At 68.2% G+C, this 17,731-nt stretch carries 21 protein-coding genes; 19 read left to right on the top strand and 2 right to left on the bottom strand.

Annotated features, from left to right (window positions below):
• Window positions 1-3: 3 nt before the first annotated feature.
• From GH266_RS05060 to GH266_RS05030, 7 genes are read left to right on the top strand one after another with little or no spacing between them, the layout of a single operon-like run.
• Window positions 4-360 (top strand): hypothetical protein, encoded by a 357-nt coding sequence (locus GH266_RS05060; RefSeq protein ID WP_158192925.1) that lies wholly within the window; start codon window positions 4-6, stop codon window positions 358-360.
• Window positions 357-641 (top strand): hypothetical protein, encoded by a 285-nt coding sequence (locus GH266_RS05055; RefSeq protein WP_158192924.1) that lies wholly within the window; start codon window positions 357-359, stop codon window positions 639-641. The genes GH266_RS05060 and GH266_RS05055 overlap by 4 nt, the downstream gene beginning before the upstream one ends.
• A 4-nt stretch (window positions 642-645) precedes the next feature.
• On the top strand, window positions 646-1,518 hold the full coding sequence (locus GH266_RS23435; protein WP_199270444.1) for an ASCH domain-containing protein: 873 nt from the start codon (window positions 646-648) through the stop codon (window positions 1,516-1,518).
• On the top strand, window positions 1,515-1,889 hold the full coding sequence (locus GH266_RS05045) for a hypothetical protein (RefSeq protein WP_158192923.1): 375 nt from the start codon (window positions 1,515-1,517) through the stop codon (window positions 1,887-1,889). The genes GH266_RS23435 and GH266_RS05045 overlap by 4 nt, the downstream gene beginning before the upstream one ends.
• Window positions 1,886-3,019, top strand: a complete 1,134-nt coding sequence (locus GH266_RS05040; protein WP_158192922.1) for a DUF7146 domain-containing protein — start codon at window positions 1,886-1,888, stop codon at window positions 3,017-3,019. The genes GH266_RS05045 and GH266_RS05040 overlap by 4 nt, the downstream gene beginning before the upstream one ends.
• Window positions 3,020-3,709: a hypothetical protein gene (locus GH266_RS05035; protein WP_158192921.1), complete on the top strand. Its 690-nt coding sequence runs from the start codon at window positions 3,020-3,022 to the stop codon at window positions 3,707-3,709.
• A gap of 50 nt (window positions 3,710-3,759) precedes the next feature.
• On the top strand, window positions 3,760-5,727 hold the full coding sequence (locus GH266_RS05030) for a hypothetical protein (RefSeq protein WP_158192920.1): 1,968 nt from the start codon (window positions 3,760-3,762) through the stop codon (window positions 5,725-5,727).
• A gap of 64 nt (window positions 5,728-5,791) precedes the next feature.
• On the opposite strand, the gene GH266_RS05025 is transcribed toward GH266_RS05030, so the two are convergent.
• Both GH266_RS05025 and GH266_RS05020 read right to left on the bottom strand, forming a co-directional pair.
• Complete coding sequence (locus tag GH266_RS05025; RefSeq protein WP_158192919.1) at window positions 5,792-5,980, bottom strand: helix-turn-helix domain-containing protein; 189 nt, start codon at window positions 5,978-5,980, stop codon at window positions 5,792-5,794.
• Window positions 5,981-5,983: 3 nt separating this feature from the next.
• On the bottom strand, window positions 5,984-6,181 hold the full coding sequence (locus tag GH266_RS05020; RefSeq protein ID WP_158192918.1) for a hypothetical protein: 198 nt from the start codon (window positions 6,179-6,181) through the stop codon (window positions 5,984-5,986).
• Window positions 6,182-6,696: 515 nt separating this feature from the next.
• On the opposite strand from GH266_RS05020, the gene GH266_RS05015 reads away from it, so the two are divergent.
• The 12 genes from GH266_RS05015 to GH266_RS04960 all read left to right on the top strand — a co-directional run bounded on the left by GH266_RS05015 (window position 6,697) and on the right by GH266_RS04960 (window position 17,731).
• Window positions 6,697-7,266: a hypothetical protein gene (locus tag GH266_RS05015; RefSeq protein ID WP_158192917.1), complete on the top strand. Its 570-nt coding sequence runs from the start codon at window positions 6,697-6,699 to the stop codon at window positions 7,264-7,266.
• A 395-nt stretch (window positions 7,267-7,661) separates the two neighbouring features.
• Window positions 7,662-9,296: a type VI secretion system membrane subunit TssM gene (locus tag GH266_RS05010; protein WP_158192916.1), complete on the top strand. Its 1,635-nt coding sequence runs from the start codon at window positions 7,662-7,664 to the stop codon at window positions 9,294-9,296.
• Window positions 9,293-9,691, top strand: coding sequence for a hypothetical protein (locus tag GH266_RS05005; RefSeq protein ID WP_158192915.1), 399 nt, complete (start codon window positions 9,293-9,295; stop codon window positions 9,689-9,691). Before GH266_RS05010 ends, GH266_RS05005 begins: the two co-directional genes overlap by 4 nt.
• Window positions 9,679-9,882: a hypothetical protein gene (locus tag GH266_RS05000; RefSeq protein ID WP_158192914.1), complete on the top strand. Its 204-nt coding sequence runs from the start codon at window positions 9,679-9,681 to the stop codon at window positions 9,880-9,882. Before GH266_RS05005 ends, GH266_RS05000 begins: the two co-directional genes overlap by 13 nt.
• A gap of 1 nt (window position 9,883) precedes the next feature.
• A complete protein-coding gene (locus tag GH266_RS04995; RefSeq protein WP_158192913.1) occupies window positions 9,884-11,461 on the top strand; it encodes a portal protein in 1,578 nt (525 codons plus the stop codon).
• A complete protein-coding gene (locus GH266_RS04990; RefSeq protein ID WP_158192912.1) occupies window positions 11,458-11,826 on the top strand; it encodes a hypothetical protein in 369 nt (122 codons plus the stop codon). Before GH266_RS04995 ends, GH266_RS04990 begins: the two co-directional genes overlap by 4 nt.
• A complete protein-coding gene (locus GH266_RS04985) occupies window positions 11,823-12,746 on the top strand; it encodes a hypothetical protein (RefSeq protein WP_158192911.1) in 924 nt (307 codons plus the stop codon). Before GH266_RS04990 ends, GH266_RS04985 begins: the two co-directional genes overlap by 4 nt.
• Before the next feature lie 86 nt (window positions 12,747-12,832).
• Window positions 12,833-13,828, top strand: coding sequence for a phage capsid protein (locus tag GH266_RS04980; protein ID WP_158192910.1), 996 nt, complete (start codon window positions 12,833-12,835; stop codon window positions 13,826-13,828).
• Window positions 13,829-13,892: 64 nt separating this feature from the next.
• Entirely contained in the window at window positions 13,893-14,402 is a 510-nt protein-coding gene (locus GH266_RS04975) for a hypothetical protein (protein WP_158192909.1), read from the top strand.
• Window positions 14,403-14,469: 67 nt separating this feature from the next.
• On the top strand, window positions 14,470-15,093 hold the full coding sequence (locus GH266_RS04970; protein ID WP_158192908.1) for a hypothetical protein: 624 nt from the start codon (window positions 14,470-14,472) through the stop codon (window positions 15,091-15,093).
• Window positions 15,094-15,096: 3 nt separating this feature from the next.
• The gene (locus tag GH266_RS04965) at window positions 15,097-17,163 is read left to right on the top strand and encodes a phage tail protein (protein ID WP_158192907.1); all 2,067 of its coding nucleotides are present in this window, start codon (window positions 15,097-15,099) and stop codon (window positions 17,161-17,163) included.
• Between the two features lie 25 nt (window positions 17,164-17,188).
• Window positions 17,189-17,731 carry a hypothetical protein gene (locus GH266_RS04960; RefSeq protein WP_158192906.1) on the top strand — a complete coding sequence of 181 codons (543 nt, stop codon included), beginning with the start codon at window positions 17,189-17,191 and terminating at the stop codon, window positions 17,729-17,731.

Raw genomic sequence — 17,731 nt, 5'->3', positions numbered from 1 at the left:
GCGATGGCCCTGACTGCGTTCGCCCGCTTCGACCCGGCCGAGCAGGCCAGGAGACTGCGCCTTCACCTTTCCCTCTGCCCGGAAGGACAGAGGCTCACGCTCGACATGTCGAAAGCCTACTGCCAGGGCCTGATCGACGTGCTGGAGCGCGATCAACGCGCCGTCGATCTGGGCAAGGCGGCGGGCGCCGCTTTGCAGGAGGCCGAGGCAATGCGCCGCGCGGCGCTGGCCATGATGCCGCTGCGCAAGGCGCAGGAGCGGCAGGCGAAGAACGCCCATGTGTTCTGGATGATCTACGGCATGTTCGTCGTCGGCCCGGCGCAAAGCCTTTTCGCGCTGGTGTGCGGGTGGCTGTCATGACCCCGCTGACGCCGCTGGAGAAGGGCGCGAAGCTGGCGCTCACCGGCATCCGCGCCCTCGTCGAGGTGTCGGCGGTGCCGCGCGCGCTGCGCCATGCCGGGGCCATCCATCTTCTTGTCAATTCGGCCGGTGTGCCGGGGGCCTCGGCCGCCCGGGTGCTCGGCGTGTCCAAGCAGTACGTGTCCAAGGCCGTCGCCCAGGTGGAGGCGCGCCGGGTGATGGAGCCGGCGATCGAGGCGGCCTTCGACGCGATCGAGCTGCAGCTGTTTCCGGAGGAGTGAAGCGATGAGCCTGCCCATGACCGAATTGCCGATGTGGATCCGTGCCAAGGGGCGCGGCGCCGGAACGTCCTACCCGTCCGGCAAACCCTATGTGCAGGGCGTGTTCGACAGCCGGCCGGATGAGCCGGGGCAGGCCTATCTGCACGAGCGGCAGGTGCGGCTGCTGCAGCTGGCGCTGGCGCGCTCGGCCTCCGTGCTGGCCTGCCTCGCTCAAAATGCCGGCGTGTCCGAAGACGCGCTGTTCCGCGTGCCGGAGCCGGGCGGTGAAGCGTCCAAGGTGCATGCGATCAGCCTGGGCCAGATCCTCGACGAGGCGAACGCCGCCCTTGCCGAGACCAAGGGCAGCCCGGCCGCGCCGGCCTGCGCAATCCCTACAGTGCCGATTGGGGGAGGTGAGGGGATGCAGCTCCCGGATCTTGCACTTTCCGTCCGGCAACCGTGGGCATGGGCAATTATCCATGCCGGCAAGGATATCGAAAATCGCTCGTGGCAAGCCATAAATCGCGGCCTGCTCATGCGCGGCCGGGTGTGCGTCCATGCTGCCAAGGGCATGACCCGAAGCGAGTATGAAGACGCTGCCGATTTCATGGCGTCCATCGGGGTGGAATGCCCGCCTCCTGCGGAGCTCCTACGAGGTGGCATCATCGGTGTCGTCGATGTCGTCGATGTCGTCGATGTCGTGAAGCAGCACGAGAGCCCGTGGTTTTTTGGACCCCGCGGGCTTGTCCTGGAAAGTGCCCGGGCGGTCCCGTTCGTCCCTGCGGTCGGTGCGCTCGGCTACTTCCGGTGGTCGCCGGGTGACGCTTCGATTGTTCCTGCTCCCGCCAAATGGATGCGGCCCGCCTCGAACAGCCAAGAGCAAGGCGGTTTGCTGTGACCGCACCCGCCCGCTACCCGGTCACGCAACATGCCGTGCTGCGCTACCTCGCGCGGGTGATGCATGTCGACCTGCGGCCGTTCCAGCGGCTGGCCGGCGGCGGCGAGGGGCGCACGGCCGCGCCCGCGCAGGTGCTCGCCGCCTTCCAGGCGGAAACCGGCATCGACATCGAGGACCTGCGGCGGAAGATCCTGCCGCCGGAGCTGCTGTTCGCCCTGCGCCAGGGCGCGGCGCGGGTGCGCTGCAAGGGGCATGTGTGCCTGTGCAACAACGGCATGGTCATCACCGTGCTGGCCAAGGAGAAGTGGCGCTCGCGGATCTATTCGGCCGCCGAGATCCGCCGCCGCCCCAAGAGCAGGCGGCGCGCATGACATCCCGCTTCGCCATCGCCAAGCAGGTGGCCCTGGACCACCTGGAGACGTTGATCCCCGAGCTGTTCGGCTCGGGCGCGGCCGCGCGCCACAAGCGCGGCGGGCTGTGGAACGTCGTCTGGCCGTGGCGCGCGCGGGCCAAGGCCTCGCAGACCGTCATCTGGCTGTCCGGCGCGCGGCGCGGTGGCTGGACGGATTTCGTGTCCGGCGACAAGGGCGACGTGATCGACCTGGTGGCGGCGGTGCAGAGCGGCGCCGTCACCTCGCAAAGCCGGGTGGATGCGGTCGCCTGGATCGAGGATCGGTTCAATCTGTCGCGGCTCGACGAGGCCACGCGCGAGCGGATGGCGGCCGAGGCGCGGACGCGGCGGGTGGCAGTGGAGGCGGCGGAGGAACAGCGGCGCGAGGCGATGCGCGCGCGGGCGCGGAAGATGTTCTTTTCCTGCCAGGACTGGCGGGGAACGCTGGTCGAGACCTACCTGCGCGAGGCGCGCGGCATCGAGCTGCGCGACGTGCCGAATGTCGGCAATGCGCTGCGGTTCCATCCCTCTTGCGAATACTGGCTGGGCGCGCCGCGCGATGCCGACGGCAAGCGCTGCGGCGAGGCGCCCCGCTTTCCCGCGATGATCGGCGCCATGGTCGACAGGGCGGGGCGCATCGGCGCCTGCCATTACACCTTCCTTGCCCCGGACGGGCGCGACAAGGCGCAGGCCATACCGTTCGGTGACGATGTGGCAAAGGCGAAGATGATGTTCCCGGAAACGCAGGGCCTGCGCATCCGCCTCACGCTGGGGCCGAGCGGCCTCGGCATGGAGCAGGCGGCCGAGGCGGGCGTGAGCGGCATCGAGGGCATCACCGAAGGCATCGAGGACGGTCTGTCGGCCGCCTGGGCGGACGGCGAGCTGCGCATGTCGGCGGCCGGCAGCCTGTCCGGCTACCTGTCGCTCTACGACCACGCGGCGGCCAGCGGCTACCTGCTGTTTCGGGACAACGATTGGGACAACCCCCAGGCGGCGGCGACCTTCGACAAGGCGCTGGCGCGGATGCGCCGGTTCGACAAGCCGGTGGAGCCGGTGGCCATGCCGGCCAGCTGGGGCAAGGACGTCAACGACGTGCTGAGGAGCGAGTGAATGAACATCACCGAGATCGACGTGGACAGCTATGCCACCCGTGTCGCCTTCGTGGCGGCAGCTGAGCTCCATGCGCTGCTGAGCGAGGGGGAGGGCAGCCACTTCATGCCCGCCTGCGCCGACGAGGCCGCGCTGCAGCAGCTGGTGGAAGAGACCGGCGCCTTCGTCATCGCCCATGGCGTGGAGAAGGGCGAGACCGTGTGGCGCTGGCTGCACGAGCGGCTGGGCGGCCTTGCGCCCTGGGCCGCCGTGCCGGAGGAGCGGCGCTTTGCGCTCGACCTGTTCGCCGTCACGTTGCGCGAGCTGCGCCAGCGGCTCGCCATCCGCCAGATCGAGGCCGAGCGGCGCGCCAGCCTGCCGCCGCCGAACCCGGCGCCGGCCATCGAGGACACGATCTTCGAGCCGGTCGGGTCGCTGGGCGAGATGGAGCCCTGGGCGGCCGAGGCGGTCGCCGGCATGGCGCGGTTCGACCAGGCGCAGGAGGCCGAGCGGGAGCTGCAGCGCAAGGCCGAGATCGCCGCGCGCGAGGCGGCCGAGGCCGCCGAGCGGGAAGCGGCAAAGCCGGCGCGGGCGGCAACGCTCAGCGCCGGAAAGGCGGCGCCGAAGCCCGCGGCGAAGGACCAGCCCAAGGGACTGCCCAAGGTGCCGAACCGGCAGAAGCCGCGCGGCAAGGCGCCTGCATCCGGCTGATGTCGGCGAAATTGACATGTCAAAAGTCAACCTGACGGCGGCCTGGGGCGATGAGCGAAAAAGAAACCGGAAGTTATCCACAGGAAAGGAAAAAGGGCTCGCCGGAATGGGTGGCGGCTGCTGCCGCGCGTGCCGAGGCCGGGTTGAAGGAGGATGCGGCGCGCAAGGTGGCCGAGGGCGGCAAGCGCAAGGTGGCGGCCGTCACCGGCGCGGCGCGCGAGAAGCTGGAAGTGCAGGCGGAGCGCAAGGGCGCCCGCTCCAGCATGGCGCGCGCCGGGATCGAGCCCGGCCAGTGGCGCAAGGCGGGCGAGACGGACGAGACCGGCTACATTCCCGCCGACGCGCCGGTGAAGCCGCTCGGCTATGACGGTGAGCAATTCTTCTTCGTCGACACCCGCGGCCAGGTGTTCAACACCGGCGGCAAGGCCATGGGCGTGGAGCGGCTGCAGATCCTGTTCGCCGGTGCCGAGGACTTCCTGTGCTGGGCCTGGCCGTCCTACGACAAGAAGGGCGCCATCGCCGGGTTCAAGAGCGAGGAGGTGCGCCGCGATCTCTTCGCCGCCTGCCGCGAGCGCGGGCCGTGGTCCATGTCCGACCTGGTGCGCGGGCGCGGCGCCTGGCGCACCGACGACGGCCGGCTGCTGCTGCATTGCGGCGAATATCTGTGGCTCGACGGGAAATTGCGCGACACGGGCGAGGTGGGGCAGCATTTCTACGTGAGGCGGCCGGCCGGGATCGTGCCATGGCCGCACCCGGTGGACGGCGACAACCCGGCGCCGGAGCTGTTCCGCGCGCTGCGCAGCTGGAATTTCGAGCGCGGCGACGTCGACTGCATGATCCAGCTGGGCTGGTACGGGGTCGCCATGATGGGCGCCGCGCTCGACTGGCGCCCGTCCATCTTCACCGTGGGCGATGCCGGTGCCGGCAAGTCCGAGCTGATGAAGCTGCACAAGATCGTGCTCGGCCGGTCGATGGTTTCCACCACCAATGCCAGCGAGGCCGGCCTGTATCAGCTGGTCGGGCACGACAGCGTGCCCATCGGCATCGACGAGATGGAGGGCGACGACGGCATCGAGCAAAGCCAGAAGATCATCAAGATGGCCCGCGATGCGGCGAGCGGCAGCGTGCGTATCCGCGGCGGCGCCGATCACAAGGGCGTCGAGTTTCAGGCGCGGTCGAGCTTTGCCTTCTCCGGGATCAATCCGCCGCCGATCCCGCCGGCCTCGATGTCGCGCCTGGCCGTGCTGCAGCTCGGCCCGCTGAAAAGCCGCGACGGCAAGGTGCCGCAGCTGAAGGACCCGGAAAGCGTCGGCCCGCGCCTGTTGCGCCGGGTGGCGGACGGGTGGAGCCGGCTGCCCGATATCTACGAGCAGTATCGCGCCGTGCTGCGCGAGGCGGGGCACGACAATCGCGGGCAATCGACCTTCGGCACGTTCCTGGCCTGCGGGCACCTGCTTCTCGGCGACGAGGGCATGGATGCGCTCGGCCTGCCGTTCGAGACGCTGGACTGGTGGGGCGAGCAGCTTGCGGCCGATGCGGTGCCGGAGCTGGGCGACAAGAAGCCGGCCTGGCTGGACTGCCTGGATCACATCCTCACGACGACGATCGACAACTACAACCACGGGGTCAAGCTGAGCCCGGCGCAGGTGCTGGAGAAGCTGGAACTTAGCTTGATGGAGGAGACCGAGGCGCGCTCGATCCTGGCCGCTGCCGATGTCGGCCTGATGCCCAAGGGGACGCTCGGCCAGTCCTACGCGCTGGCCATCCCGAACCAGTCCAAGGTGCTGGGCCGGATGCTGGAGAACACGCCCTACGGCCATCGCGGCGGCAGTGGCAGCTGGTCCTGGGCGCTGCGGCGCGGGCCGGAACCGGTGGTGGCCAAGGGTTTTGTCGTCGGCAGTAAGCCGGACGGCTCGGTCAAGCTCGAAAACCGCTACAGCGTAGCCGGCCACCAGCGCCGCTGCATGTTCATTTCCCTGAGCGATTTCAGGACTTTCCAGCGCCAAGAACGGGCCTGAGCTGCAGTGCGTCGGGCGGGCGATTGCGCGCGCCCGGCGGGTTCTTTGACATGGTGAAGATGGATCAGGAGACGGGCTCCAGGCCGGCCAGCAGGGCGGCCAGGGCGAGGCGCAGCTCGCCTGTCTCGGGGATGGGCTCGGCGCCGCGCTCCCACTTTGAGATCGTCTGCGGGTGCCGGCCGAGAACGGCGGCAAGCCCGGCCTGATTGAGGCCGAGCTTGCTGCGGATCTCGCGGAGATCGACGGGGGTCATTGGTCAGGCCTGCGGGTTGCGTGTGGCGAAGGTGAACTCCTCGCCGTACAGCTCCGCATGGGCGCGGCAATAGGCTTCGAAGAAGGCCTGATCGCTGTCGAAGCCCTGAGAGTGCAGAGCCTCGCGGATGTCGTCGTCCATCAGGTTGGCGACCGCATCCATGTCGAACTCTGCGCCGTGCTGGTTGGTGATCTTGGTCATAGGTGCGTCTCCTGTTGGGGCATCGCCCGCTGCTGATAGTGCTATTTATAAGCGTCACACTTAGTCGTGTCAATGCAAAATAAGCGCAACGCTTATTTTTATGGTCGGCGATGTCGAATTTTTGCGCTCAATCCCGCACCCCGACCCGTTGGGGATCAAGGAAAGGACCGGTTGACCGGTCTGGCGGGCTCCTATCGTCGGGTCATGGCCGATGGCGGGCAGACGAGACTGTCTGGAGCGTCTAGCGGCTGTCTAGGACGGGGCAGGCTACAAGCCCTTGATACGACAGACAAAAATCAATCGATAGACGGGTTAGACAGTTTAGACAGCGTAGGGATACGCATACACGCGCACACGCGCGCCCGTGTAAGGGGATATGTGTCTAAACTGTCTAATGTGTCTAAATTGTAGTTAGTGAATTGAATTGATTGATGAATTTCCTAGACAGTCACCTAGACAGCACCTAGACAGCTGCGCCCGCCGGTCCCGATTAAAATAATCCGGAGCCGGATGGAATGGCGGAAAACGGCAGTTTCGAAGACGACGACGAGGGGGGTGACTGGTTCGCCGATGCGGGCGCGGCGCTGGCCGCGCAGCGGCCCGACCAGGCCGAGCGGGCCGAGGCGAGGCGGCCGCGCGGCCGGCCGAAGGGCTCGCTGAACCGCAAGACGGCGGATTTCGAGGCCTGGTACCGGGAGAAGGGCTTCACGGACCCGCTGACGGCAATGGCCCGGTTCCTCACGGTCGATCCGGTGGCGTTGCAGGCGTGGTTCTCGCAGCACGAGCAGCTCGGGACAGGGCGCGGGAAGGACAAGCGGCCGCACTGCCCGACGCTGTGGGACATCGTGCGCGAGCAGCACACGGTGGCGAGCCAGCTGGCGCCCTACCTGCACGGCAAGAAGCCGGTCCAGCTGGAGGTGATCGACGAGCGACTGCCCATGCTGGTGGTCAACCTGGGCACCAACCAGCTCGACGCGGGCCGCGCGATCGCGGGCCAGCGGGCGCTGTCGGTGGGCCAGCAGCTCGGTGCGCCCGAGGGCGAAAAAGCCAAGGAAATCAACGACAGCGACGACGGGGAGGCGTGAGACATGGCGCGAGAAAGTCTCACGAGACGGCAGAGCGTTGATATCGCGTTCGAATTCGGCGCGGCTCCCCTGATACGAAATCAGGGTGGCCGAATGTCCGATCCGGAGGGGGACAGGCCATTTCCGGCATCCCTCCAGGCCATGGCCCAGGGCGGCAGGCCGGTGCACCTGGTGGGGGGGGCAGGCAGGCCGGCGGGCGGGCCGGGGGTCCCCGGAAGGGGGGGGCGGGTACCCCCCCAGGGGCTTCGCCACGCACGCCGATGGCGATTTTCGGAAACCGGGTCCGGATTTTCCATCGGCCGGACTTCCTTGCGAAGCCTGGGGTCGGGGATCGGGCGGCACCGCGCGGCCTTTCTCGCGGGTTCAAGGGTCGGGGAAGCCAGCGAGGTGGCGGCATGAGCGAGCATGTCAGCGATCTTGTCGGCGCCAAGGAGTTCCGGCGCGTCGGTGAGGAGGAAATCCGGCGCCTGGCGCTCAAATACGACCTGGCGGGCGACTTCGACCCGTTCGGCTACGTGCCGCCCGGCCCGGTGGCGCAGCTGTTCATCCTCGACGAGACGCCCACGGTCATCATCATGGGGCCGCTGGGCGGCGGCAAAACCACCGCCTGCGCCTTCAAGCGGATCTATGCGGCCACGCTGGCGCCGATCGCGCGCCATCCCGAGGACGGCCGCCCAACGCGCATGTGCCGCTGGCTCGTGCTGCGCGACACGTTCCGCTCGGCCGAAAAGACGGTGCTGGAAAGCTGGAAACAGTGGTTCCCGAAGGGGTTCCCCGGCTCCAGCTGGGCCGGCGGTAACGACAGGCCCGTGACGCACACCCTCCGGTTCATCGGACGGGACGGGGTGCGCATCGAGGCGATCACCGAATTCGCCGGCTTGAACGACAGCGACATCGAAACGCTGATGAAGGGCCGCGAATATTCGGGTGTGTGGCTCAATGAGCTGGACACGCACGCGGAAGGTGCCCTCGACGACGCGGAGCAGCGCGTCGGCCGCTATCCGAAAAAGGATCTGCTGCTCGATCCGGACGCCCGGCGGCTGAAATTCGTCATCGGCGACATGAACGCGCCGACGCTCGACAACTGGACCTACAAGGTCCTCGTCGTGAAGCGCGGCCCGGACCGGGCCTTTCACCAGCAGCCCTCGGGCCGGTCGCCGGACGCCGAAAACCGCTTCAACCTGGAGCCGGATTATTACGACCGGATCGTGCGGAACCAGGACGAGGCCTTCATCCGGCGCATGGTGGACAACGAATTCGGCTACTCGCGGGCCGGCAAGCCGGTTTTCGAGACCTTCAACCGCCGGGTTCACGTCTCCTTGCGCGAGATCGGGTTCAGCTCGTCGGACGATCTGCTGGTCGGGATCGATATTTCCATGAACACGCTGAACCCGGCCGCCGTTTTCGGCCAGGTGCAGGCGCCGGGGCGCATCGCCGCAATCGACGAGCTGTATCTGGGGCACGGCGTCGGCGCCGCGCGCTTCGGCGAGGCCCTGAACCAGCGCCTGCAGGACCGTTATGCCGGCGCCCGCAATGTCCGGCTCTTTGTCGACCCGGCGGCGGAATACGGTGCGGACCGCGAGGGCGGCCAGCTGGCCGCCATGGAGACGATCGCGCTGATCTGCGGCCTGCCGACGCTCATTCCCGGCAACGGATCGAACGAGCTGGGTCTGCGGCTCGACGCGGTGAAGGCCGAGCTGCGCGGATATCTCGAGGCGGGCACGACGCTGCTCATTTGCCAGCGGCGTTGCCCGCTGCTGGTCGAGGGGATGGAGGGCAAGTACCGCTATAAGCGGCGGAACGAGCGCGCCTCGACCGAATACGAGGAAACGCCCGAAAAAACGCACCCCTGGGCGGACATCGTCGACGCGCTGCAATACCTGATCCTCGGCGTGCGCGGCCGGACGGCGGCAATGCGCGCGGCGGCGGGCCTGCCGGGCAAGGGGCAGGGCGGCGGGCCATGGGGGAGGGCCCGACATGCGCCCGGCGGCGGCCGTGGCGGCTTCGACGTGCACAAGGTCGGGCGATGACGGGGCTCGACATCAAGGCGCCGGCCGATCTCCTCGACCTTGCCGCCCTCGGCGGCGCCATGACGCGCGTGCAGTGGGGCATCCTTCGGCACATGTGGGCGAGCGGGCCGACCTGGGCGCTGTCCCTCGATGGCCGGCGCCTGGCAATCTGCGGGCTCTATCCCGTCGAGGATGCCGGCTACGAGGCCTGGTTCAACTTTTCCGCCGATGCCCGCCCGCACATGCTGGCCATCGCCCGCGCGGTGCGGTTGACGCTTTCTGCGGCTGCTTACGGTGAAATCGTCGCCTGCTGCCGGTCCCGGACCGGCGCGCGTTTCGCGCGCGCGGCAGGCTTTTCGTTCCATGCGCCCGTCGCGGCGCGTCCTGAATGGGAGTGGTGGCGATGGAAGCCCTAGGCCTTGGAGGAAATCGCGGCGAAAAGCTTGCCGCGCAGCAGGCCGCCGCAAACCAGCGGCGTTCGCTGGCACAGCTTGCCGCGCAGCAGGCGGAAGCCGACCAGGGCAGTTCCACGCCCGGCGGCCGGCGCCGCCAGGGCGGGCAGCTTCTGACCTTCCTGTCGGGCTCCGGCCAGGAAACGCTGGGCTGACATGGAGACATCGGCGGCCGACATCGGCCTGACACCCCGCCTCAAGGCCCGGCGCAACGATGCGCGGCGCGAGAAAGATGCGATCCAGCACCTTCTCGACGAGGCCTACCAGTATGCCATCCCCTTCCGCAAGACGACGCGCAAGACCGGGCAGGGCGAAAAGCGCGTCGACCAGGTGTTCGATCACACGGCCATCGACAGCGCATTCCGCTTCGCGGGCAAGGTGCAACAGGATCTCTGGCCGACGGGGCAGGAGAATTTCGCGCTGGAGCCGGGGCCGATCATCCGGGACAAGGGCGAACGCGACACGATGGCCACCGAACTGGCCGATATCTCGGGCGTGCTGCAAGCCTTCTTCGATGATGGCGACTGGGACATGGCCTTTCACGAGATGGCGCTCGACCTGTCGGCCGGCACCGGGGCGATGCTGCTCAATCCGGCGCCGGCAGACGAGCCCGAACGCCTCTGGGATCCGATCTCGGTGCCCATCGAGGAGCTGTTGATCGAAAACGGGCCGGCGAACCGGATCTCGGCCGTGTTCTGGGACCGCAAGATGAGCGTCCGGGTCCTGCGCGAGACCTGGCCGGAAGCGAAATTCGGCGCCGATCTCGAAAAGCTGCTGAAGGACAAGCCGGAACACAAGATCGAGGTCCACACGGATACGATCTGGGAAGGCGGCAACCGGCGCCGCTGGCGGATGATCGTCTGGTGCGACAAGCAGGAGACCGCGCTTTTCGAAAGCGAAAGCCGCACCTGCCCCTGGCTGATCCCGCGCTATTTCCGCGTGCCCGGCGAGACCTATGGCCGGGGGCCGGTCATGCTGGCCATGCCAACCATCAAGACCCTGAACACGGCGGCGCGCTTGCAGCTGCAGGCGGCGGCCATCGCCATGCTCGGCATCTACACCGCCGTCGACGACGGCGTGTTCAACCCCGATCTCGCGCCGAACGAGCCGGGCGTGTTCTGGAAGGTGGCGCGCAACGGCGGACCGCTCGGCCCCTCCGTCTCCCGGTTCCCCGATCCGCGTCTCGATCTCAGCAATCTGGTGCTGAACGAGATGCGCATGGGCGTCAAGGCGACGATGATGGACCAGTCCCTGCCGGCAGACGGCGCCGCCGTGCGCTCGGCAACGGAGATCCTGGAGCGCGTCAAGCGGCTCGCCTCCGATCACCTCGGCGCCTATGGCCGACTGGTCAAGGAGGTGGTCATTCCGGCCGTCAAGCGCGCGCTGGAGATCGCCTACAACAAGGGCCTGATCGCGACGGAAATCCCCATCGACCAGCTGCTTGTGCGGGTGCGCGTGAAGTCGCCGCTCGCCATCGCCCGCGAGGCGCAGCGCGTCGAGAAGATCGTCCAGTGGCTGCAGATGGTGGTGGCGATGGCCGGGGCGGCCGGCGCGCCGCAGATGGCCCGGTATGTCGCCAAGATCGAGGATGCGCTCGCCGCCATAGGCCGGGATCTCGGCGTTCCGCAAGAGTTCATCGTGACCACCGACGAGCGCGAGAAGCTGAAAGCGGAGGACGAGGCCAAGGCTCTGGCGGCCGCCGGGGCCGCCGCACTCACAGGAGCGTCTGCATGAACCCGATGAGCTTTCAGGACGTGGTTTCCGGGGCGCGGAACGGCGGCTGGGACTGGTTCCAGCAGCTGGATGAGAAGGTCGCCGCCGCCCTCAAGCTGGAGCAGGAAAGGGCGCAGGAAGACGCGGAGGCCATCGCCCGCGCCTGGGCCGACTTCGCCAGGACGCCCGGCGGTCTCAAGGCGCTGGAAGCGCTGTTCGACACGACGCTGCGGCGCACCGTGTTTTTCTCGAGCCTTGGCCTGGATATCCAGTCCATGGCCGTTTACGGCGCTTTTCGCGAAGGACAGAACAGCGTCGCGCATGAAATCGCCCGGCAGATCGCGAAAGGCCAGGGCGAACCCACAAAACCGAGAGACGTGACATGACCTTCTTCGACTTGCAGCGGTTTGCGCCCTGCCGGGCGCCGGATGGCGCCGGCGGGGCCGGTGGTGGCGGTGGCGGCGGTCTGGCCGGCGCGGCCGGAGCGGGGTCTGGAGCGGGGGCGGGCGGCGAGCCCGGCGGCGGCGACGGCAAAACGCCGCCTGCGGGCGCTGGTGCCTGGACGCCCCCGGAGGGACTGCCGGCCGAGTTCGTCGGCTCCACTCCGGATGAGACGATCGCCAAGATGCTGCCGGCCTATACGGACGTCAGCCGGCGTGCCGAGGGCCTGCGCGAAAAGCTGTCGACCGCGCCGAAGGCTCCGGACACGGTCGACGGCTACACGTTCCAGCCGGACGAGAAGCTGGCGCCGTATTTCCGCGACCTGGAAAACAACCCGGTCTGGACCAACGCACGGCAGGCGGCGAAGGAGGCCGGGCTGTCGAACGAGCAGCTGCAGAAGTTCGTCTCGGGCGTCTATGGGCCGCTGGTGGACGGCGGGCTGTTGGGCGCTCCCTACGATGCCGCCGCCGAAATCAAGTCCTTCTCGACGGCAGGCGGTTTCGACGCCAAGAGTGCGCAGAATGCGCTGGTGGAGGCTGACGGTTTCGCCAAGGGGCTGGCCAAGCAGCTCAAGGGCGTGCCCGAGGCCATGAAAACCGATGTCGAGGCGCTGCTCCTGACGCTGACCGACACGGCGGCCGGCAACTTCCTGCTGCGCGGGCTGTCGGGCCGCCTGGCGGAGAACGGCATCCGCATCGCCGGCGAAAGCGTCACCCAGGGCGAGCTTACCGACGAGGACGTGAAGAAGCTGCACGCCGATCCGAAGATCGATCCGCGCAACCGGAACCATCCGGATCCGAACAAGCGCTTCGACGAGGATCTGCGGCGGCGCTACGACGAGGCGACGAACCGCCCGAAGCGGTAAGCAGCCCACCCGCGAGACCACAAGAGACCCCGGCCACCCGCCGGGGTTTTTTGTTGCCCGGTTTACCCAAGCGGCAAAGCGCGAGGATGGCCTTGCGCACCGAGCGGACCTGCGGCGCGCGCGGCCTCTCCGCCCTGGCAGCGGACCCGCGCGCGGCCTGCGGCCTCTCCGGCCCCGGTGTTTCCCCTTTCGTCAACATCGAGGTTGTCATGACCGCACAGGCACCCGAGTGGTTCCGGACGCAGTATCCGGCCCGCGCCATGCACATCTACCAGGAGCGCGGCAACCGCCTGCGTCCGACCGTCTCCCAGCCCGTTCGCTTCGAGGGCTCCGAGAAGGCGATCTTCTACCTGGCCGGCAAGTCCAAGGCTCACAAGAAGGATCGCAACCAGAAGAACATCCCGTCGAACGCGCAGCGCAAGAAGTTCTCCGTCGATCTGATCACCTGGAAGTGCTTCGACACGGTCGAGGAGTGGGACCTCGACCGCATGTCGATCGACGAACGCGAAGTCGTCTACGAGAGCGGTGCAATGGCCCTCGGCCGCGCTACCGATATCGAGATCTACGAGAAGATGGCGGCCGGCGTCACCTCGGTGACGGGCCTCGACTTCTCGTCCGCCGCCTTCAATGCCGCCAACGCCATGACGCTCTGCAAGGCGCTGCAGCAGGACAAGGTGCCGTGGGACGGCAACGTCTATTGCGGCCTCCCCGCCTTGCAATGGAACCAGCTGCTCGCCAACAAGGTGGTGAACTCGGCCGAACATGTCGGGCCGGACCTGCCCTTCGTCAAGGCGACCGACACCCGGTTCTGGAACGGCGTCAACTGGTTCCTCTTCGAGGAAGAGGACGCGCAGGACCTCTATCCGGTGCCGGAGGCGAACAAGCAGGACCTGTTCATCTGGCACAAGTCCGCCGTCGGCTGGGCCACTCACACCGACCTCGCCATGCGCGAGCAGTGGCACAACGAGTACGACTGGTGGTCGATCAACATGGAAGCGAAGGGCGCCGCCACCCTCCTGCAGGAGGGCAAGGGCGTGAAGCGGTTCCGCACCGCCAGCGACGGCGCCATCGCCATCGTCTGACGACATCGGCGCCGGCGGCCAGGCCGCCGGCATCCCTCCCGCCACGAGCCAAGGAGCTCCTGCAATGGCACTCACCAAGTCCGGCTTCCGGACCCTCGATCACATCGGCACCACCAACGCCTCGGTCGCCGGCTCGAACCGTGCGCTGCACGCCTATGTCACCGACGACACGGCGGCTCAGGTCGAGACGTCCGACTATTTCCTGTCGCTCAACGAGCGGCTGAAGGTCGGCGACGTGCTCATCGCCACGATGGCCAAGGCGACCACGCCGACGGTGCGCATGTACGTCTTCAACGCCGTCTCCTCCTCGACGGTGACGATCTCGCGCGACACCGCCGCCGTCAGCGGCGACCAGACGGCGGTCACCCTCACCGGGGCCGATCTGACGGACAATTCCGCCGGCACCCCGGCCGATACGATCGCGGCCCTGGCCGACGGCACGACCTACGCCACCGACGTTGCCGCGATCCGCAGCAACTTTGCCTCTCTGGCGCGGGCGGTCGACCGCAACACGGCGGACATTGCGGCGATCCACGCCGCGCTCGTCGCTTCCGGCCTGCTCGCCGCCTCCTGAGGCTTGCGGCTGAAAGGGGCCGCGGCGGTTCTCGGTCCGCCGCGGCGTCCATCGACGGGGAGTTGTCATGGCGCTGCTTACGCATCTCGACATCGTCAATTCGGCGTTCGCCCTGATCGGCGCCGAGCCGCTGCAGGATCTCGACGACGAAGTGATCGGCGGGCAGTCCGCCTCGCTGCTTTACGAGGCGGTGGTGGATTTCAATCTGGGGCTGGAGCCCTTCTCCTTCGCGCACGAGCTGCGCCAGCTGTCGGCTGTCGACGGCCCGGCGCCGGCATCCGGCTTCGCCACCGTGTTCAACGTGCCGGGACCGCTGCTCAGCCCGCCGCTATGGCTCACCGACGATCCGACCGACCCGGACCGCCGGTTCTGGCGCTTTGCCCAGATCAACGGTCAGGTCCATTCCGATGCTCCGGCGCTGTGGGCGTTTTGCCAGTTCCGGCCCGAACCGCACCGTTGGACCGCGACGTTTCGCGCCGCGACGATCACCTCTGTGGGAGCCTCGTTCGCCCTGTCGGTCGCCAGCGACCGCAACCTGCACGAAGTCCTGCACACCCGCGCCTACGGCACGCCAACGGAGGCGAAGCGGGGCGGCGAGATGCGCGCGGCAATCACCACGAATGCGCTGTCGACGCCGCCGCGCCGTCCCGGCTGGGACGACAACCCGCTCACCCGCGCCTGGAGAGGCTGATCCATGGTCGCCCGTCCCGGTCGCCTGCAAAGCGCCTTCACCGCCGGCGAGCTCGACAAGCTGCTGCACGAGCGGACCAATCTCAAGTATTTCACCACCGGCGCCGACCACATGGAAAATGTGGTCTCGATCCCGCAGGGCGGGTTTCGCTGGCGCGGCGGCTTGCGCGATGTCGGCGGCGTGGCGGCCGATGCCGCGCGGCTGTTCCCGTTCATGGCATCGGACGGCAGCGTCTACGACATCGTCCTGCGCCCCGGCGAGGCCGCGGCCTGGTCGGCCACCGCCAAGCTGACGGATTTCACGATCAGCGGGCTGACGGCCGGCATGCTGCCGGCGGTGACCGATGCGCAGCGGCTGGACACGATGCTGCTGTTTCACCCGGATCTGCAGTCCAAGCGCATCAAGCATGCCGGCCCGACGAGCTGGAGCGTCGACAACCTGCCCTATGTCGGCGTGCCGTCCTACGACTATGGCGGCCCGATCGGCGGCGGCGACTACACGAACGGCGTGCCGGCAAAGTGGCGGCTGGAATTCGTCGGCCTGTCCACGGGCACATCGATCTTCAACCTGACCGTCAGCCAGCAGGAAAGCGCCTCGATCACCTACGACAGCGACATGACCGTGCTGGCCGGGCTGATCGAGGCCGCCATCGAGGATCTGCCCAACGTCTCGGCCGGCATCACCGTCACCTCGGTGAGCGGCGGCGCGGGCGGCACCAAGATCGACGTGGAGTTCACCGGCGCGGGCAACGAAGGCGACGGCTGGGCGCTGTCCGGCACCGTGATCAACAAGGCGGATGCCGCGATCCTCGCCAGCAAGACGACGGTCGGCGTCTCGCCGGGCGAGGACGTCATCTCCGCCGATCGCGGCTGGCCGCGTTGCGGCACGTTCTACAATCAGCGCCTGATCGTCGGCGGCTTCAAGGGCCTGCCGAATGCCTGGATGTTCTCGCGCCAAGCGGATTATTTCTCCTTCGACGTGCGGTTCGTCGGCGCGGCCGGCCCCGCGCTGGTGCCGATGGACACGGACGGCGGCGAAGCCATCGAGCGGATCACCGACAGCCGCAACCTGACCATCTTCACCAACAAGGCGGAATACTGGATCGCCGAGCGGGCGCTGTCCCAATCGGAACCGCCGAACCATGTGGCGTTCGGCGAGCGCGGCGTGCGTCCGGGCGTGCCGGTGGTCAAGAACGAAGGCGCGCTGAACTACGTTTCCGCGACCGGAAGCGTGATCGGCGAGGCCCGCTTCACCGACGTGGAAGGCAACTTCGTGTCGCGCGACGTGAGCCTGCTGGCGCCGCACCTGGTGGACAGCGTGCGCGACCTGGCGGTGCGCCGGGCGGTGCAGTCGACGTCCGGCAACATCCAGTCGATGGTGCAGGACGACGGCCGCGCCCGGATCGCCACCGTCCTGCGCGAACAGGACATCATGGCCTTCGGCCGGCTGACCTCGGGCGCGGCGGAGTTCATCGCCACGGCCGTCAACGGTCGCAACGAGTTGATGTTCCTGACCGACCGTCCGGACGGGCGGCGGCTGGAGCGGCTGGAAGACGCTCTGCTGCTCGACGAGGCGACGGCTTTCACGCTGGAGCCGGCCTCGGCCACGATCACTGGCCTGTCGCGGTTCAACGGCCGGGAAATCTGGATCGTCGCCGACGGGCATGTGCTCGGCCCCTTCACGCCGCTCTCGGGCAGCGTGACGCTGCCGTTCGAGGTTTCCGGCGGCTATGCCGGCACCTGGACGGCGCCGCTGGTGCGCACGCTGCCGCCGCCGCGCGACGTGGGCCCTAACGTGGTGCTCAAGCGCCGCGCGCGCCTGCACTCGGCGCATATTTCCGTCGTCGACAGCACGAGCCTGGCCGTCGCCGCAAACGACGGGCCGCTGCGCGATGTGCCGTTGCTCCGGTTCGGCCTGACGGCCGATGTGCCGGAGCTGCAGCAGGGCGTCACCGACACGATCACCGTGCGCGGGCTCACCGGTTTTTCCATGGAACCGAAGCTGACGATCTCGCAACTGCGACCGGGCCGCCTGACCGTCCGGTCGGTGACGCTGGAATACGCGCTGTAGGCTGATCCTATCAGGGAGAGACGTCATGGAACTGGCTGTGGCCGCAATCGCACAGGTGGGAAGCGCGCTCGGGCTGGGCGCCAGCGGCACCGCCGCGGCGACGGCGGGTGCTGCGACGGGCGCGGCGAGCGGGTTCGGCTCCACCGCCCTTTCGGTGTTGCAGGGCGTCGGCACGGCGGCCGGCATTCTCGGTCAGCTGGGCGGGGCATCGGAAAGCGCCGCGCTGCAGGCCGACATCCAGGCCGGGCAGGAGAAGGTGCAGGGCACCCAGGCGGAAACCCGTATGAAGCAGGAGCTGCTGCGCATCCTCGGCGAGAACCAGGTGGCGACGGCGGCGGCCGGCATCGACATCACGGCCGGCATCGGCCAGCAGGCGAACCAGACGGCCAAGCGCCGGGCGGCCAGCGAGCTGTCCATCAGCCGCGAAAATTCCGACATGCAGTCCGCCCTGTACCGCCTGCGCGCCAACGGGTTGCGCACGCGGGCGCGGGGCGAGCGGTTCGGCGGCCTCGTCGGCGCCTTCGGCACCGGGGCTCAGTTCGGCATCGACCTGGCGGCGAGGGGGTAA

Origin of the sequence: Stappia indica (assembly GCF_009789575.1) — a bacterium.
Taxonomy (GTDB): domain Bacteria; phylum Pseudomonadota; class Alphaproteobacteria; order Rhizobiales; family Stappiaceae; genus Stappia; species Stappia indica_A.
The sequence above is the reverse complement of the archived record's forward strand: the minus strand, read 5'-3'. Positions and strand labels throughout refer to the sequence as shown.

Coding starts and splice junctions, on each gene's coding strand:
- GH266_RS05060 (WP_158192925.1), top strand. CDS start 4: ATGGCCCTGACTGCGTTCGCCCGCTTCGACCCGGCCGAGCAGGCCAGG.
- GH266_RS05055 (WP_158192924.1), top strand. CDS start 357: ATGACCCCGCTGACGCCGCTGGAGAAGGGCGCGAAGCTGGCGCTCACC.
- GH266_RS23435 (WP_199270444.1), top strand. CDS start 646: ATGAGCCTGCCCATGACCGAATTGCCGATGTGGATCCGTGCCAAGGGG.
- GH266_RS05040 (WP_158192922.1), top strand. CDS start 1,886: ATGACATCCCGCTTCGCCATCGCCAAGCAGGTGGCCCTGGACCACCTG.
- GH266_RS05035 (WP_158192921.1), top strand. CDS start 3,020: ATGAACATCACCGAGATCGACGTGGACAGCTATGCCACCCGTGTCGCC.
- GH266_RS05030 (WP_158192920.1), top strand. CDS start 3,760: ATGAGCGAAAAAGAAACCGGAAGTTATCCACAGGAAAGGAAAAAGGGC.
- GH266_RS05025 (WP_158192919.1), bottom strand. CDS start 5,980: ATGACCCCCGTCGATCTCCGCGAGATCCGCAGCAAGCTCGGCCTCAAT.
- GH266_RS05020 (WP_158192918.1), bottom strand. CDS start 6,181: ATGACCAAGATCACCAACCAGCACGGCGCAGAGTTCGACATGGATGCG.
- GH266_RS05015 (WP_158192917.1), top strand. CDS start 6,697: ATGGCGGAAAACGGCAGTTTCGAAGACGACGACGAGGGGGGTGACTGG.
- GH266_RS05010 (WP_158192916.1), top strand. CDS start 7,662: ATGAGCGAGCATGTCAGCGATCTTGTCGGCGCCAAGGAGTTCCGGCGC.
- GH266_RS05005 (WP_158192915.1), top strand. CDS start 9,293: ATGACGGGGCTCGACATCAAGGCGCCGGCCGATCTCCTCGACCTTGCC.
- GH266_RS05000 (WP_158192914.1), top strand. CDS start 9,679: ATGGAAGCCCTAGGCCTTGGAGGAAATCGCGGCGAAAAGCTTGCCGCG.
- GH266_RS04995 (WP_158192913.1), top strand. CDS start 9,884: ATGGAGACATCGGCGGCCGACATCGGCCTGACACCCCGCCTCAAGGCC.
- GH266_RS04990 (WP_158192912.1), top strand. CDS start 11,458: ATGAACCCGATGAGCTTTCAGGACGTGGTTTCCGGGGCGCGGAACGGC.
- GH266_RS04985 (WP_158192911.1), top strand. CDS start 11,823: ATGACCTTCTTCGACTTGCAGCGGTTTGCGCCCTGCCGGGCGCCGGAT.
- GH266_RS04980 (WP_158192910.1), top strand. CDS start 12,833: ATGGCCTTGCGCACCGAGCGGACCTGCGGCGCGCGCGGCCTCTCCGCC.
- GH266_RS04975 (WP_158192909.1), top strand. CDS start 13,893: ATGGCACTCACCAAGTCCGGCTTCCGGACCCTCGATCACATCGGCACC.
- GH266_RS04970 (WP_158192908.1), top strand. CDS start 14,470: ATGGCGCTGCTTACGCATCTCGACATCGTCAATTCGGCGTTCGCCCTG.
- GH266_RS04965 (WP_158192907.1), top strand. CDS start 15,097: ATGGTCGCCCGTCCCGGTCGCCTGCAAAGCGCCTTCACCGCCGGCGAG.
- GH266_RS04960 (WP_158192906.1), top strand. CDS start 17,189: ATGGAACTGGCTGTGGCCGCAATCGCACAGGTGGGAAGCGCGCTCGGG.